Origin of the sequence: Marinobacter sp. SS5-14b (genome assembly GCF_030541005.1) — a bacterium.
Taxonomy (GTDB): domain Bacteria; phylum Pseudomonadota; class Gammaproteobacteria; order Pseudomonadales; family Oleiphilaceae; genus Marinobacter.
Map to the genome: position 1 here is coordinate 141,748 of NZ_JASSVM010000005.1, position 15,630 is coordinate 157,377.

General features: G+C 58.2%; 17 protein-coding genes. 12 read left to right on the top strand and 5 right to left on the bottom strand.

Features of this window, described 5'->3' with window-relative positions; translation table 11 throughout:
* Positions 1 to 10: 10 nt before the first annotated feature.
* Both QPL95_RS12815 and QPL95_RS12820 read right to left on the bottom strand, forming a co-directional pair.
* Complete coding sequence (locus QPL95_RS12815) at positions 11 to 364, bottom strand: hypothetical protein (protein WP_303291380.1); 354 nt, start codon at positions 362 to 364, stop codon at positions 11 to 13.
* 216 nt (positions 365 to 580) lie between these two features.
* Positions 581 to 1,618, bottom strand: coding sequence for an NADP(H)-dependent aldo-keto reductase (locus tag QPL95_RS12820; RefSeq protein WP_303291381.1), 1,038 nt, complete (start codon positions 1,616 to 1,618; stop codon positions 581 to 583).
* 99 nt (positions 1,619 to 1,717) lie between these two features.
* Between QPL95_RS12820 and QPL95_RS12825 the strand changes: the two genes are divergently transcribed.
* The gene (locus QPL95_RS12825) at positions 1,718 to 2,965 is read left to right on the top strand and encodes a glycosyltransferase family 1 protein (protein WP_303291382.1); all 1,248 of its coding nucleotides are present in this window, start codon (positions 1,718 to 1,720) and stop codon (positions 2,963 to 2,965) included.
* Entirely contained in the window at positions 2,931 to 3,488 is a 558-nt protein-coding gene (locus QPL95_RS12830; RefSeq protein WP_303291383.1) for a phosphatase PAP2 family protein, read from the top strand. The genes QPL95_RS12825 and QPL95_RS12830 overlap by 35 nt, the downstream gene beginning before the upstream one ends.
* Here QPL95_RS12830 and dinB read toward each other — a convergent pair whose 3' ends face one another.
* Positions 3,489 to 4,553: a DNA polymerase IV gene (gene dinB / locus QPL95_RS12835; protein WP_303291384.1), complete on the bottom strand. Its 1,065-nt coding sequence runs from the start codon at positions 4,551 to 4,553 to the stop codon at positions 3,489 to 3,491. It abuts the gene before it with no gap.
* A gap of 115 nt (positions 4,554 to 4,668) precedes the next feature.
* Between dinB and QPL95_RS12840 the strand changes: the two genes are divergently transcribed.
* From QPL95_RS12840 to minE, 5 genes are all read left to right on the top strand, one after another.
* Positions 4,669 to 4,950 (top strand): DUF1244 domain-containing protein, encoded by a 282-nt coding sequence (locus tag QPL95_RS12840; RefSeq protein WP_303291385.1) that lies wholly within the window; start codon positions 4,669 to 4,671, stop codon positions 4,948 to 4,950.
* Positions 4,947 to 5,309: a HopJ type III effector protein gene (locus QPL95_RS12845; protein WP_303291386.1), complete on the top strand. Its 363-nt coding sequence runs from the start codon at positions 4,947 to 4,949 to the stop codon at positions 5,307 to 5,309. Before QPL95_RS12840 ends, QPL95_RS12845 begins: the two co-directional genes overlap by 4 nt.
* Before the next feature lie 23 nt (positions 5,310 to 5,332).
* Complete coding sequence (gene minC, locus QPL95_RS12850; protein ID WP_303291387.1) at positions 5,333 to 6,106, top strand: septum site-determining protein MinC; 774 nt, start codon at positions 5,333 to 5,335, stop codon at positions 6,104 to 6,106.
* Between the two features lie 64 nt (positions 6,107 to 6,170).
* Entirely contained in the window at positions 6,171 to 6,983 is an 813-nt protein-coding gene (minD, locus tag QPL95_RS12855) for a septum site-determining protein MinD (protein WP_303291388.1), read from the top strand.
* Between the two features lie 3 nt (positions 6,984 to 6,986).
* Positions 6,987 to 7,241 carry a cell division topological specificity factor MinE gene (gene minE / locus QPL95_RS12860; protein ID WP_303291389.1) on the top strand — a complete coding sequence of 85 codons (255 nt, stop codon included), beginning with the start codon at positions 6,987 to 6,989 and terminating at the stop codon, positions 7,239 to 7,241.
* Between the two features lie 14 nt (positions 7,242 to 7,255).
* On the opposite strand, the gene QPL95_RS12865 is transcribed toward minE, so the two are convergent.
* Positions 7,256 to 8,263, bottom strand: coding sequence for a DUF2804 domain-containing protein (locus QPL95_RS12865; protein ID WP_303291390.1), 1,008 nt, complete (start codon positions 8,261 to 8,263; stop codon positions 7,256 to 7,258).
* Positions 8,264 to 8,400: 137 nt separating this feature from the next.
* Between QPL95_RS12865 and QPL95_RS12870 the strand changes: the two genes are divergently transcribed.
* The 3 genes from QPL95_RS12870 to QPL95_RS12880 all read left to right on the top strand — a co-directional run bounded on the left by QPL95_RS12870 (position 8,401) and on the right by QPL95_RS12880 (position 11,122).
* A complete protein-coding gene (locus tag QPL95_RS12870) occupies positions 8,401 to 9,138 on the top strand; it encodes an START domain-containing protein (protein ID WP_303291391.1) in 738 nt (245 codons plus the stop codon).
* Positions 9,139 to 9,220: 82 nt separating this feature from the next.
* The gene (locus QPL95_RS12875) at positions 9,221 to 9,712 is read left to right on the top strand and encodes an HPP family protein (protein WP_303291392.1); all 492 of its coding nucleotides are present in this window, start codon (positions 9,221 to 9,223) and stop codon (positions 9,710 to 9,712) included.
* A 24-nt stretch (positions 9,713 to 9,736) separates the two neighbouring features.
* Positions 9,737 to 11,122, top strand: coding sequence for a PhoH family protein (locus tag QPL95_RS12880; RefSeq protein ID WP_303291393.1), 1,386 nt, complete (start codon positions 9,737 to 9,739; stop codon positions 11,120 to 11,122).
* Positions 11,123 to 11,157: 35 nt separating this feature from the next.
* Here the strand turns inward: QPL95_RS12880 and QPL95_RS12885 are convergent, their stop codons facing one another.
* Complete coding sequence (locus QPL95_RS12885; protein WP_303291394.1) at positions 11,158 to 12,165, bottom strand: AraC family transcriptional regulator; 1,008 nt, start codon at positions 12,163 to 12,165, stop codon at positions 11,158 to 11,160.
* 90 nt (positions 12,166 to 12,255) lie between these two features.
* Here QPL95_RS12885 and QPL95_RS12890 point away from each other — a divergent pair, with 90 nt between their 5' ends.
* The gene (locus tag QPL95_RS12890) at positions 12,256 to 13,869 is read left to right on the top strand and encodes an FAD-dependent oxidoreductase (RefSeq protein ID WP_303291395.1); all 1,614 of its coding nucleotides are present in this window, start codon (positions 12,256 to 12,258) and stop codon (positions 13,867 to 13,869) included.
* Between the two features lie 51 nt (positions 13,870 to 13,920).
* Complete coding sequence (locus QPL95_RS12895; protein WP_303291396.1) at positions 13,921 to 15,579, top strand: acetolactate synthase large subunit; 1,659 nt, start codon at positions 13,921 to 13,923, stop codon at positions 15,577 to 15,579.
* The last annotated feature ends 51 nt before the right edge of the window (positions 15,580 to 15,630 follow it).

A 15,630-nucleotide genomic window follows, 5' to 3' on the forward strand; every position in this document is an offset into this window, starting at 1 on the left:
CGCTTGAAGCTCAGAACTTCCAGCGAAGGTTCAGGCAGGCGCCTTCATTCAACAGGGCAATACCGTGGTCGGGCTGAGCGGGATCCGAGGCATACTGTTTGCCAGAATCGGCAGAGCGGCTGAAACTCAGACTCAGCAATCGTGAGCCGATGGCCGCGACCATGTCGTCATCGGTTTCCCGAACATCACCCGACATCCATTCCTGCAATTCGTAGACGTCTTCGACTGACAGTGACTCATCGCGCTCCGCCAGCATTCTGTCAGAGAGCATAGGCTCTGACAGAACTGGCTCAGCGGCTTCGGCGCGCACGACAAACGCGACGCAATTCAAAGCCAGCAGAAGAAGGAAGATGCGGATGATCATGACAAAAAACGACGCCTCGAAAACTTTGGTTGGACTCAGTATCTCTCAAGACCAAAGTCTAACGATTCTACTTGAGAATAGTGTGACATTGCACACAATAGCGCCAACCGTTCGACTTCGAACGCCCACTTTTTTGTCAATTAATGATCGCTTTATTTTTCACTTTGTAACGACCTGGCCGCCAGCAAACTACAACCCCTTGAATATATATCATTTTTAAGGGCACGGATAAGTAAACTCGTCGTGGATGGCCTCGATGGCCGAAACGATGTCCGCACTCAGCGTGATGTCCGCCGAACCGATGTTCTCTTTCAGCTGATCCATACTGGTCGCACCGACAATATTACTGGTCACAAACTCTCGGCTATTCACCCAGGCCAGCGCCATCTGAGCGGGCGACAACCCATGCTGATGAGCCAACTCGGCATAGGCCCGGGTGGCATCCGCCGCACGGTCTCCGGTGTAGCGACTAAAACGCTCATAAAGGGTCAGCCTGGCTTTCTCCGGCCATTTCCCGCCCAGGTACTTGCCGGTCAGCATACCAAAAGCCAGCGGGGAATAGGCCAACAAACCGGTGCCTTCCCGATGAGCGAACTCCGCCAGGCCGGCTTCAAACGACCGGTTCAGGAGGTTGTAAGGGTTCTGAATGGAGACCACGCGCGGCCAGTTGTTTTCCCGTGACAGCCGCAGATACTCCATGGTGCCCCAGGGGGTCTCATTGGAAAGCCCTACGTGCCGCACCTTTCCTTCTGTCACCAATTCATTCAGCGCACCCAGGGTTTCTTCAATGGGCGTCATCGACTCACTCGGGTTCCGTTGATACCCCAATTGCCCAAAAAAGTTGGTGCTGCGATCCGGCCAGTGCACCTGATACAGATCAATGTAGTCCGTTTGCAAACGCTCGAGACTGCTTTCGCAGGCTTCCAGGATATGCTCGCGGGTCAGCCTGGGGCCACCCCGAAGATAGCTCAGACCATTACCCGGCCCCGCCACTTTGGAGGCAATAACCAGATCATCCCGGCGCCCGCGTCGAGCTAACCAGTTGCCCAGGTAGCTTTCTGTACGCCCCTGGGTTTCCGCTCTTGGCGGCACCGGATACATTTCAGCGGCATCAATAAAGTTGATGCCGGCATCAACCGCGTAGTCGAGTTGCTCAAAAGCATCCTGCTCACTGTTTTGCTCGCCCCAGGTCATGGTACCGAGGCAAATCAGGCTGACGTCAATGTCGGTATGTCCAAGTTTTCGCATTCGCATGGAATCTCCTTGATCGCAATAAGAGATGATTAAGCAGGGGTAAACGGAATGTCACGGAGCTGTCGCATTTCTGTCATGGCCGGTTTCCATAGTAGAGGCATGACCAAGAAACCTGCGGAAAATACCGTGACCGAGCTCAAATCGACTGACCGGCGCAAGCAACACATTACCATTGTATCGGAAACCTTTCCGCCAGAAATCAATGGCGTTGCCAATACCATTCGCCACCTTTGCCAGGGCCTTATTCAACGCGGGCATCAGGTTACCGTTGTGCGCCCCAGGCAGGCGCATGAAAAGACCGGACTGCTTGAAAGCTCCGGCAACAGTCTGTTTTCCCGAGAGCTGATCGTCAGCGGCCTGCCGTTGCCCGGGTACACCGATCTCCGGCTCGGGGTTGCCCGCCCGGCCACCCTTCGGAAATTATGGCAATCCAGGCGCCCGGACAGCATCTACGTGGCGACCCAGGGGCCACTCGGGGTGGCCGCGGTCACCGCGGCAAAGCGCCTTGGAATACCGGTATCCTCCGGCTTTCACACCAATTTTCACAGCTACTCCCGCTATTATGGCCTGGGCGCTCTCGAGCGCATCCTGTGCGCCTATGGCCGCTGGTTTCACAACCGCACTGCCATAACCCTGGTGCCCACCCGTCAAACGCAGGCCGTCACACGCAAGATGGGCATTACCAATACAGGCTTATGGAGCCGGGGTGTGGATTGCCAACGATTCGCCCCCCACAAACGGGACCCATCACTGAGGCAAAGCTGGGGCCTGACAGACAATGACCGGGCGGTACTGTATGTGGGCCGGCTGGCTTCAGAGAAGAATCTCCGAATGGCGGCGGCCTGCTTTGAGCGCATCCGTGGCCTGCACCCCCATGCCCGTTTCATTTTGGTTGGCGACGGCCCCTTGCGACAGCCACTGGAAGAGCGGCACCCCGATTATGTGTTCTGCGGAACCCAGCGAGGAGAGAGCCTGGCTCGCCATTATGCTTCTGGCGACCTGTTTCTGTTTCCAAGCAAAACCGACACCTTTGGCAATGTGGTACTGGAGGCCATGGCCAGCGGCCTGGGCGTTGTTGCCTTTGACGACGCGGCCGCCGCCGAGCATATACGGCACGACGATAACGGGCTGAAAGCCGCGCTCTGTGAAGACGAGGCTTTTATCAATAACGCTCTGAGACTGGCCGACCAGCCCTCACTGCTGAACAGGCTGCGGGCCCAGGCCAGGCTCGACGCGCTCGATCTCAGCTGGAACAGCCAGATTGAACAGTTTGAACAATTGGTACTCAATCCACCCGCACAGGCGCGATATCATGCCGTCAACAAGCAAAGCATCCAGATTCTTTAAGCTCGCAGACCAGCGCGAATACGCTCTGTGCCAGTCCATCAACCGTGCGGTACGATTTCGCCCGATCAAGGACTATTTCCGGGTCGTCAGTCGCCTGGGCGATGGCTGGTTCTGGTACGCGCTGATCCTTGCTATACCCCTGCTGGCTCCAGAACGGGGACCGAGTCTGGCAGTACTCATGGCATTCACCGGCCTGACCTGCACCCTCACCTATAAGTGTCTGAAGCACAAACTGATACGAGAGCGCCCCTTTATTTCCTTCCCGGCCATCAACTGCGGCATCCCACCGTTGGATCGCTACAGCTTTCCTTCCGGCCACACCTTGCACGCGGCCTGTTTCCAGACAATGTTGTTCGTTGCCATGCCTGCGGCCGCCTGGTATGTGCTGCCCTTCACCCTGTCAGTCGCCGCCTCTCGGGTGGTTCTGGGCCTTCACTACCCGAGCGATGTCGCTGCCGGGGCCGTCATCGGCGCGATCATGGGCTGGACATCGGTGCAACTGTTTGCGGATCTGCTGCCTTAATCAGTCGAACAACCGCAGCTGGGTAACCGGAGCCTCATCGTTACGAAATCGCACCCCCACCCCCAGCAAGCGCACGGGGCGAGCGGCGCGGGTAACCAGTTCATCCAGCAGGGGCTGGTAATCAGCAACCTCAGGTTCGGCCACTGACTCTCTCACCCGCTCCAGCGTATGGGTGGAAAAATCGCTGTAGCGAATTTTGACAAACAGTTTGTGGATGGGCTTGTGCCGGCCTTTCCGGGCCAGCCGGAGATGAAGGTCTGCCACCAGGGCCGGCATCACGGTTTCACAGGCGGCTTTGTCAGGCAAATCCTGAGAGAAGGTTCGTTCCACGCTGACCGACTTGGCAACTCGCGAGACAATCACTGGTCGCTCATCCCGGCCTGCGGCCATTTCAAATAATCGGTAGCCCTGCTTGCCGAACCTTTCAATTAAGGTGTCTGCCCCCAACAACCGCATATCACCACAGGTTTTGACCCCCATCGAGTGCAGTTTAGCGGCCGTCACCTGGCCAACACCAAATAGCTTTTCCACCGGCAGCGCTTCGACAAACGCAGGCACTTGGTCCGGCGTAATGACAAAGAGGCCGTCCGGCTTGCGCCAATCGCTGGCAATCTTGGCGAGAAATTTGTTCGGGGCCACACCGGCGGAGATGGTAATACCGGTTTCCCGCTTTACCCGCTCCCGAAGGTGTCGAGCCATCAGCGTGGCACTGCCCTGATACTCCGTGACGTCTGACACATCCAGAAAAGCTTCGTCGAGAGACAGTGGCTCTACCAGGTCCGTCATCTCACGCAGAATCGCCATCACCTGCTGCGACACCGCCCGGTACTTACCCATATCAGGCGGCACTGTCACCAGACCCGGGCACAGCCGTCGGGCCTCGCTGCCCGGCATAGCCGAACGCACGCCAAATGCCCGGGCCTGGTAATTACAGGTCGTCACCACACCACGCCCCCCGGCACCACCCACCGCCAACGGCACAGTTCGCAGGGACGGGTCGTCACGCATCTCAACGGCGGCATAAAAACAGTCGCAATCTACATGGATAATTTTGCGCTGGGGCATAATCAGCGGGCTCAGGTTAACAATCTGTACATTTATACAGCCTTGTATCTTACGGTAACATGCTGAGAATGTCAGGAACTCGAAAATCAAACCCGGTATCGAACTGCGAGGCACCATGACCAACCCCATTCCCGAGACTGACCGTACAGAAATCGAAGCCGCCGCCTTCAGACGGTTGGTGGACCACCTGCGCAAGAACACCGACGTGCAGAACATTGACCTGATGAACCTGGCCGGCTTCTGCCGCAACTGCCTGTCCAAGTGGTACCGGGCAGAAGCAGAAGAACGAGGCTTTGAGCTGTCTGACCCGGATGCCCGTGAAGAGATCTACGGCATGCCTTACGAGCAGTGGAAAGAAAAATACCAGGTTGGCCCCAAGCAGGATCATAAAAAATGACGATCACCGAAGCGGTCCGGATTCACCTTGCCTCCCTGCAGGCTGGCCACGCCGATTTTGACGATACCCTGGCGCTGATTGACCAGCACTTTGAGTACCAGCCTACCGGGTTTGATAACGGCCCGCTTCACAATTCCGAGGGCGAAAACGCCGGCTCCTGCCGGGTTTTTGGCCTGGGCCAGTATTGCAACCTGAACGAAGCGGACACACTGAACCTGTTTGCCCAGCACTATCAGCAGGTTCTGGGCGACCCGGCCGGTAGCAGCCATGGTAATATCCGCCAGTTCATCAGCACCGGCTGGTCTGGCATTCGTTTCGACGGCCAGCCGCTGCGCGTCCGATCCGAATCCACCCAGTAACCCACCAGGGACAACGAACATTCATGAGCGATATCGCCAACCCCGGGGTAAAACAGAGTTTCCAGCTGAAAAGCGCCAATATTTCGCTCACGGCACTGGAGCTCTACTACTTCGACAACGATGAATTCGAAGCGAACCTGCGGGACAAGATCAGCCAGGCGCCGGGGTTCTTCAAGGACATTCCGCTGGTCATCAGCCTGGATAAATACGAAGGTCTGGACAGCGAGCTCGACTTCTTCAAAATCATCGGCACCTGTCGTCGTCACAACATTCACGTTATCGGCGTGCGCGCCGCCAACGACGATCAGCGCCGACTGGCAAGGGGCGCCTCACTGGCCTTGATGCCAGGCGGGGCGGTGCGTGAAAAACCGTCCGCACCCGAACCGGCTGAAGAGATACCCAACGCTGCTGAACCTGCCGCCGAAACCCAGGCTGCCGCAGCAGCACCCCCGGCCGAGCCCACACCGGCCAGGATTATTACTCAGCCGGTACGTTCCGGGCAGCAGGTTTATGCCCCGGAAGGTGACCTGATCATTCTGGCCCCGGTTCAGGCTGGCGCCGAGGTGCTGGCGGCGGGCAACATTCATGTGTACGGCGCACTGCGCGGGCGGGCACTGGCCGGCATTCACGGCGCCGAATCGGCCCGGATTTTCTGCCAGTCACTGGAAGCAGAGCTTGTGTCCATTGCCGGACACTATAAAATCCCCGAAGATCTTCAGGACAACGGCTGGAAAAGCGCTGTGCAGATCCAGCTCAGGGATGATGTGCTGGTGGTGTCGCCACTGGACAAGGCCTGATGTTGTGACAGCCAACAACAACATTGAAGATATGACGAATCCACCGCGAAACAGGAATTGAACCTTGGCTAGAATCATTGTCGTTACCTCAGGAAAAGGCGGCGTTGGCAAAACCACCACCAGCGCCTCAATCAGCACCGGCCTTGCCAAACGGGGCCACAAAACCGTCGTGATCGATTTCGATGTGGGCCTCCGCAACCTTGATCTGATCATGAACTGCGAACGCCGGGTCGTGTACGACTTCGTCAACGTCATTCAGGGCGAAGCCACGCTGAACCAGGCTCTGATCAAAGACAAACGGGTTCCCACGCTGTACATCCTGCCGGCCTCCCAAACCCGCGAAAAAGAAGCACTGACCAAGGAAGGCGTTGAGAAAATCATCAACGAACTGTCCGAGACCTTCGATTACATCGTGTGTGACTCCCCCGCAGGCATCGAACACGGCGCACTGATGGCCATGTACTATGCCGACGAAGCGGTTGTGGTCACCAACCCGGAAGTATCTTCCGTGCGGGACTCCGACCGCATTCTGGGTATCATCCAAAGCAAATCACGCCGGGCTGAAATGGGCCAGGATCCGGTCAAGGAGCACCTCCTGCTGACCCGCTACAACCCTGACCGCGTGGAGCGCGGCGAAATGCTGTCGGTGGCCGACGTCGAAGAAATTCTGGCCATTCCGCTGCTGGGCGTCATTCCTGAAAGCCAGGTGGTGCTTAACGCCTCAAACCAGGGCCTGCCGGTCATTCTTGAAGAAGAAAGCGATGCTGGCCAAGCCTACGAGGATGCCGTTGCGCGGCTTCTGGGAGAGGAGCGTGAACATCGTTTCATGACCGCCCAGAAGAAAGGGTTCTTCTCACGGATGTTCAAGGGGGGCTAAGGGATGAGTTTCCTGGATTATTTCAGAAGCAGTAAAACAAACAACACCGCCAGCGTTGCCAAGGAACGCCTGCAAATCATCGTGGCCCACGAGCGCGGCCAGCGAGAACAGCCAGATTACCTGCCGCAACTGCAGCAAGAGCTCCTGGCCGTTATCCGTAAATACGTACAGATTAGTGACGACATGGTCCAGGTGGAAGTAGACCGCACCGACAGTTGCTCAGTCCTGGAGCTGAACGTCACACTGCCGGAAAAATAACGGCAACACCCGCCTCACCAGCGGGCAAAGTGGTCTTCCATCAATCCCCGCAGCCCCGCTACGGGGATTTTTTTGCCCGAATCATCCTTAACCGTGCCCTCAAAGGTACCGACAAACTGGCGGAAATTCGACGCCAGTATCCAGGCATTCAACCGCTCCTTGCGCACCCCTGACGGCACAAACGTCAGGTCGATCTTGCCATCCTCCGTGGTTACCCGCCAATCGGTACCGGGCTGATAGCGATCGAACTGAAACCGGGCCGCACCCAGCTTGATGCACCGACCGTTCAGCCAGAGCGCGTTTTCCGTCAGGCCGGTTTCATTAACGCCTGCCGCCAGATTAAGCCCCACCGAGGTTCCGTCGCCGGCCACTCCCGCGAGGCAGGCCCAGTTCCAGGCGGTTTCCCGGCGCATAAAGCCGCAACTCCAGTCAACAGAGCCCCGGGTGTCGTCATCCGTCCGCCAGACCTGCTGGCCCCAACGCACCTCACCCTGCACCGGCAATCCGGCTGATTTCCGGGTGAACACCCAACCGTTGTAACCGGCCGGGCACACTAGCCGCAAAGGCTCGCTGGTATCGGTCAGTTCCAGGTCGACCTGAATCCTGCCTGGAGCACTGACCCGAATGTTCCGGCCGCCGGTGGCCGGTTCAATCGAGAGAGAAACCTCACCCTTGCTGAAACGGGCGTGGCCACTTTCCGGATAGGGCTCGATGCTCGTTTGCCTGGCCAGAGGCTGCATAAACGACTGCTCGAACATCTGACCGGTTTCAAAATCAAACAGGTAGAAAAACCCTGAACTGACGAGCTTCAAGTCCACGATGGCCATACCGAACACCCAACCAGGTGCCATGGCACTGACAAACTGGAATTGATTGAAGCGCCAGTGCCGCGCAAACCGGGAACGGGGCTTGTCCATTACCGTGCGCAAGTCGTAATCCCGGTAATTGATAACATCCACCGGGCCAGAAATCAGCCCCGGTGAGATACGCCCCTTCGGGTCTATCAGTTTTTGTTTTGTCATAGTCTTCGTCAGATCAGGCCATTCAGAGATCAGTTGGGGCCAGTAAGCTACCTGGTTCACAAACCGTTATTGCCACTGCCAAGTCCCGCTTATCAACATGGTAGACTCGCGCCACCTTCAATATCAAAGTGTAGCTTATGACAGTCACCAGGGCCCAAGGCGCTATGGGCATTATCTCCGGTTTGGCAGGCGCATTCATCGCCCTGTCGGTTTCTTTGTCGGCTTCCGCCAGTGATTACCGTCCATTACCGCCGGAAGAGGCGGAACAATGGGCACTGCAGAAAGAAGTCGACAATATTCGCATATACACCATGGACCAGGCTGGTTCCGGCTTCCAGGCATTCAAAGCCGTTGCCGACCTGAAGGTTCCGATCGAAAACCTGATGGCCGTGATGATCAACCCGCAATCCTGCCAGGAATGGGTTCACAACTGCACAGAAGCCTTTGCGTTTGGTCAGGGTGACTTTCACGACCGTTTCGCCTACTCCGTTAACGACATGCCCTGGCCCGTGACCGACCGGGATTACGTGCTCCGCATCCGTACCCGTGGCAATGAACAGACCGGCGAAGTGGTCATGGATTTGAACGCCACCCCGGGCATGCGAGCCGAACTCAGCAGCCGCGTTCGGGTCGACCGATCGGATACCCTGTACCGCTTTACACCGAAGGGCAACCAGACACGGATGGTGTGGGTACAGCACACCGAGCCCAATGGCGCCCTGCCGGAATGGCTGGTCAACAACCTGGTTGTTGATATCCCGGTTAAATCCATGCAGGCACTGGAAGCCGTCGCCCAGGAAGAAAAATACCAGGGCTACCGGATCGAATGGGCCGAAGACGGCAACATCAAAGCCGTTGTTCCTGACAACCGTTAACCGGTTGACCAAACAGGGATGACGGCGGGCCACGGAACGGCTAAGCTTTAGCGAAAGCATCGCAAATGGAAGAGTCCCGCCAATGACTGTTCTCGCTCATGAGATCATGACCCCGACCATCAAAGCTGTTCCTCACCACTGGACTATGGACCGGCTCGCCCGCTTCCTGACTGACAATGAAATAACCGGCAGCCCGGTTACCGATGACAACGGCGATATCATCGGCATTGCCACCCTGAAAGACATCACCGAGTTTCGCTGGAACGCAACCCGTGCCGGTGAGCAACCAACCCTGACAGCAGAAGAGCAGGAAGAGGCCCGGCGACTGCGCATGGTCATCTTCGAAGAAATGGGCAAAGTGCCGGTAGAAGTGCGGGATATCATGACACCCCTGGTGCTATCCGTAGACGAAGACACCCCTGTGCGGGACATTGCCAACATCATGATGCGCGAACACCTGCACCGGATTTTTGTGACACGGGATTCAAAAATCACCGGAATTGTCACAACCTACGATATGCTCAAACTGATTTCGGACAAAAGCCTGACCCAGCGCTGTGCCGAAAACGACTGATTCATCCAAGAGGTAGCGCCACCTATGCCAAGAGCACCGCAAGCTCGCAAAAAGATGTACGTCCTCGACACCAACGTCCTCATCCACGATCCGAATGCCCTCCTGAACTTTGAAGAACACGATGTCATCATCCCGATGACGGTACTCGAAGAACTCGACAGCCTGAAATCCGGCAAACAATCCGTTGCCGCCGATTGCCGCCAGGCCATTCGCAACATCGACAAGCTGCTCGGCGATGCCAGCCCAAAGGACATCGAGAAAGGCGTGCCCATTCTGCGTGGCAAAAAGGCGGAACCGCTCGGCGCCCTCTCCATCATCATGAGCACCGAGCGCAACGGCAACCACTCACTGCCGGAACACCTGAACGACAACAAGATCATCAACACGCTGGCTGCGCTGCAGGAACAACATAAATCCAGAGACATCATCCTGGTCAGCAAAGACATCAACATGCGCCTGAAAGCGCGAGGCTTCGGTGTTGAAGCACAGGACTACCACAACGACCAGCTGCTGGACGACATTGATCTCCTCCCCAAGGGTTACAAGGAATTTTCCGATTCCTTCTGGGACAAGATCGCCAAAGTAGAAACCGTGCAACGAGAGGGCGTCACTGAGCACCTGCTCAAGCGGGAGGGCGAACTGGCCAGGCTCAACATCAACGAATTCGTGATCGATGAGCGAGGCTTCATCGGCCAGGTTGTCGACGTCTCCCCGGATCAGCTGGTGATCAAGGACTTGCACCAGCACGACCTGATGAACGAAGAAGTCTGGGGTCTGGTGCCCCGCGATATCTACCAGGCCATGGCACTGCACCTGTTGCTGGATCCGGACATTCACCTGGTGAACCTGACCGGCTCTGCCGGCTCCGGGAAAACCATCCTGGCGCTGGCCGCCTGCATCGAGATGACCGTCGCCAGCAAGCTGTACAAACGCATCATTGCGACCCGTTCCACGCAGGGACTGGATGAAGACATCGGGTTTCTGCCCGGCACCGAGGCCGAAAAAATGGAGCCCTGGCTGGGCGCCATTGTCGATAACCTGGAAGCACTGCACGAAGACGACGAGAACATGACCGCCAGCGTCGACTACATCCTCAGCAAGGTGCCGCTGCATTTTAAATCAATGAACTACATTCGGGGCCGGAGTTTTCAGCACAGCCTGATCATTATTGACGAGTCACAAAACCTGACGCCGCACCAGATCAAGACCATCATCACACGGGCAGGCAATGGCTCAAAAGTGATCTGCCTGGGCAACCTGGCGCAGATCGACACACCCTACCTGAGCCCCCTGAGCTCCGGCCTCACCTACATGACGGAACGCTTCAAGGGCTTTAGCCACGGCGGCCACATCCACCTCCAGGGCGTACCTCGCTCGGTTCTGGCGGAGTTTGCAGAAGCCAACCTCTGATCGGCGGCATACCACGAACGCAGGGCTGACTGACGTTACCCTGCGTTTTCCTTGCGCCAGCGCACGGGCGGCAGGCCAGTCCATCGCTGGAAGGCCCGGTAAAAGGTACTGGCCTCCGCGTAACCCAATGACTGGGCAATATCCGCCAGCGATTGCCGCTGGAGACTTACCTCTTCAAGCGCCAGCTGCCGCCGCACATCATCCAGCAGGCCATTGAAGGTCAAGCCCTCCCCTTGCAGCCGCCGGGCCAGGGTACGCTCACTGACACCGAGCGCCCGGGCAGCATCGCGTCGGCGGGGCAGCTTCTGACTCATCTGGGTCACCAACCACTGGCGTAAATCCGGCATTGACGCGCCCTGCATTCCCAGGGCAACCAGCCGGCCTGCACTGAACTGCTCGTGCATTTCTGACAACCCCGGATCAGCCTGGGGCAGCACTTTATCCAGCTCGGCATTGTCCACCAGCAGACCGCTGAAGGCCTGTTCAAACTCCACCGGGCAGCCAAAAACTGCCTGGTAACCGGCTTGAGCGCCTAATCTTGCCTGACTGAACTGCACCTTGATGGGTTTCAGATCCGCGCCCGTCAACCAGCCGGAAAAGGTGATCACCGCGGCCAGTACCGCTTCCAACTGATGCGGGCTGAAAACCAGCCGCCCTTGCCGCGGGTGATAAACAATCCAGGTACCCCGGTGCCCCGGCAACATCTGAAACCGACCACCATCCGAAATCAGACGCTGATACTTCTGCACTAACATGATGGCTTCACGCAATGTGGCTGCCGATTGCAATGCAAAGCTGACGACATCAAGGCTGGCGTGCCTCACCCCGGCCCCGGCTTTCAAGCCAAAACCGGAATCCCCTGTGCAGCGCTCTGCACCGTGCCACAGCCGGGTGATATGGTCGATCGGCCAACGCTCCCACGCTAACGCCTCGGCCGGAATGCCCGACGCCGCCAGCAATGTCTCGGTATCGACGCCCAGCCGTCCTGCCGCATCAATAACCGTGTTAACCCAACCCATGGATACAGTGGCTTCTAACGTCAATTATGTTGGCCTCTAATGTCAATCATGAACCGATAATAGCGGTATATGGTCTGCTTCAACAATCACGACAAAAACAACAGGAACATTTCTATGGGCGAAGCGACTTCCTCCGATGTTCTGGTCGCCGGTGGCGGCCTGGCCGGCATTGTCACAGCACTGGAAGCACTGCGCGCCGGAAAGTCCGTGACCCTCGTTGACCGGGACTGTCCCGAACGTTTTGGCGGGCTGGCCTTATGGGCTTTCGGTGGCATGGCGCTGGTTGATACGCCGCTGCAGCGGCGTATGAAAATACAGGACTCACCCACCACCGCATTGCGGGACTGGCAACGATTCGGCGAGTTGGACCCGAACGACCACTGGCCCATGCAGTGGGCACGTTATTACGTGGAAAATTCCAAAACCGAGGTCTACGACTGGCTGCGCAACGAAGGGCTGAAGTTCATGCCGGCGGTCAACTGGGTGGAACGCGGCCGCCTGGGTGATGGCAACAGCGTACCCCGTTACCACATTGTCTGGGGTACCTCCCGGGAACTGACCCGCCGCATGATCGAAGCTCTGCACAGTGCTGGCAGCGACGGCCGTCTGACCCTGCTGCACCGTCATCGCATTACCGCGCTGGACCATCACGGCGGCAAGGTGTGTGGTGCCGTCGCGATCAACGAAGCCACCGGTGACGAAGTTCGCTTGTCCGCGCCTGCGGTGGTGCTGGCCATGGGCGGTATCAACGGCGGGCATGAACAATGCCGTGCCAACTGGCCAGCCGACCGGCCACAACCGACGCACATGCTCAACGGCGCGCACCCGTTTGCCGATGGCAAGTTGCACCACTGGACAAAAGACCATCTGAGCGCGCAAATCACCCACGCTGGCGAAATGTGGAACTACGCGGCAGGCTTTCCTCACCCATTCCCGCACTTTGATGGCCACGGGCTCTCGACCATTCCCTGCAAGTCCGCTCTATGGCTGAATCATCGTGGCGAACGCATCGGACCGGAGCCGCTGGTCACCGGGTTTGATACCCACTGGTTGTGTCAGCAGGTGGCCGCTCAGGAAAAACCCTGGACCTGGCACCTGTTAAACCGGCGCATTGCCCTGAAAGAATTCGCCATCTCCGGCGCCGAGCACAATGCCAGAATCCGCGACAAGCAATTTCCGCTGTTCCTGAAAGACTTGCTGCTGGGCAACAAACAGCTGGTCCAACAGATGGAATCCGAAAGCCCCTATTTTATTACGGATGAGACTCTGGAAGGACTGGCCAACAAAATGAATGCTCTGACCAGTTCGCTGGACATCAACCCGGACACGCTCAAAGCCACGGCTGACGCCTTCGACAGTAACTTTCAGAAAGGCAGCCACCTGGCGAACGACGCCCAGATTCGTATGATCCAGCATGCCCGCCAGTGGGGCCCGGACCGCTTGCGCACCTGTAAGCCCGCCCCCCTGCAAAAACCGGGAGCCGGGCCGTTCATTGCCATTCACATGCAATTGACCACCCGCAAAAGCCTGGGCGGGCTTCGAACCGATCTGCAAAGCCGGGTGCTGGATGCAAACGACCGTCCCATCAGTGGTCTGTACTGCGTAGGTGAGGCGTCAGGCTTCGGTGGGGGTGGCAGTAATGGCAAGCGTTCGCTGGAAGGTACTTTCCTGCCGGGCTGCATCATGACCGCCCGAGCCGCAGCCAGGTCCATTGTGAACGGCGATTAGGGAACCGACTCAACCCGGTCCATAACAACAAGATCATTCAGGAGAAACACCATGCCGAACGGCGCTCAAGCTCTGATGAAAACACTGGTGGATGCCGGTATCGAGGTCTGTTTTACCAACCCTGGCACCAGCGAGATGCACTTTGTCGCGGCGCTGGACAGCGAACCCAAAATGCGAGCAGTACTGGCGCTGTTTGAAGGGGTCGCCACCGGCGCTGCCGACGGCTACGCCCGCATGGCGGACAAGCCCGCCGCCACCTTGCTGCATCTGGGCTGCGGACTGGGCAATGGCCTCGCCAACCTGCATAACGCGCGCAAAGGCAAGGTGCCGGTAGTGAACATTGTTGGCGACCACGCCACTTACCACGTCAAATACGACGCCCAGTTACAATCCGATATCGAAACCGTTGCCCGCAACGTTTCCCCCGGCTTTGTGCGCACCTCCCAGAGCACCGAACACCTGTGCCACGATGCCGCCGAAGCCATTGCTGCGGCCAAAGGCCTGCCCGGCCAGGTTGCCACCCTGATTTTGCCGGCGGACGTGTCCTGGGGGGAAGGCGGTGTACCCTGTGCACCGATGGATCAACCGGTGCCGGAAGCCGCTGATGACACCGCCGTTGCCGCCGTTGCTGACGCCATCCGCAGCGGCCGGAAGACAGCTCTGCTGCTGGGCGGTCATGCCCTGCGGGAACCGAGCCTGATGGCGGCAGCCCGCATTGCGGCCCACAACGGCGTTAAGCTGTTCGCCGAAACCTTCCCCACCCGCATTGAGCGCGGCGCCGGCCTGCCCGCAGTCGAGCGCATCGCCTACCTGGCAGAACTGGCCACTCTGCAACTCTCCGAGTATGACCACCTTATTCTGGTAGACGCCAAAGCACCGGTTTCCTTCTTCGCCTATCCCGGCAAGCAGAGCTATCTGGTGCCGGATCACTGCAGCCTGCACACCCTGTCGACACCCGAGCAGGACGCCACCGCCAGCCTGCTCAAACTGGCGGACACCCTGGGTGCCGGCAGCGCTCAACCGGAACTGCAAAAATCCGCCCGCCCCGGCCGCCCCCAGGGCAAACTCACCGCCGAAAAAGTCTGCAAGGCCCTGGGCCACCTGATGCCGGAACACAGCATCATCGTGGACGAATCCATTACCTCCGGCCTGATGCTGAACGCCCTGACCACCGGCGCACCAAGGCACGACATCCTCACCCTCACCGGCGGCGCCATCGGCCAGGGCCTCCCCAACGCCGTCGGAGCAGCCATCGCCTGCCCGGACCGCCCGGTTTACGCTCTGATCGGCGACGGCACCGCCATGTACACCATTCAGGCCCTGTGGACCATGGCCCGGGAAAACCTGAACGTCACGACCATCATCTTCAACAACGCCTCCTACTCCATCCTGAACGTAGAGCTGGAACGGGTGGGCGCAGAAGACGCGGGCGAGAAGGCAAAATCACAACTGGACATCAGTGGCCCGGTCACCCACTACGCTAAACTTGCCCAGAGCATGGGCGTGCATGGCGTGAGGGTGCACACAACGGAAGAACTGCTCAAAGCCATGGAGTATGCCCAAAGCATGCCCGGCCCCCACCTGATCGAAGCGGTGGTGCCGGAATCTTTGAGCGGGGTAAAACGTAAGGTACTGCCCTGGCTACTGCGCACTCTGCCGAGCCTGCCAAGGCCCTTGACGAAAGCGTTGAAGAAGAAAATTGCACCCTGAGTGGCTAGGCACCAGAGCTCGCAGTCGTTAACTTGTTCGTATTGAGAACCA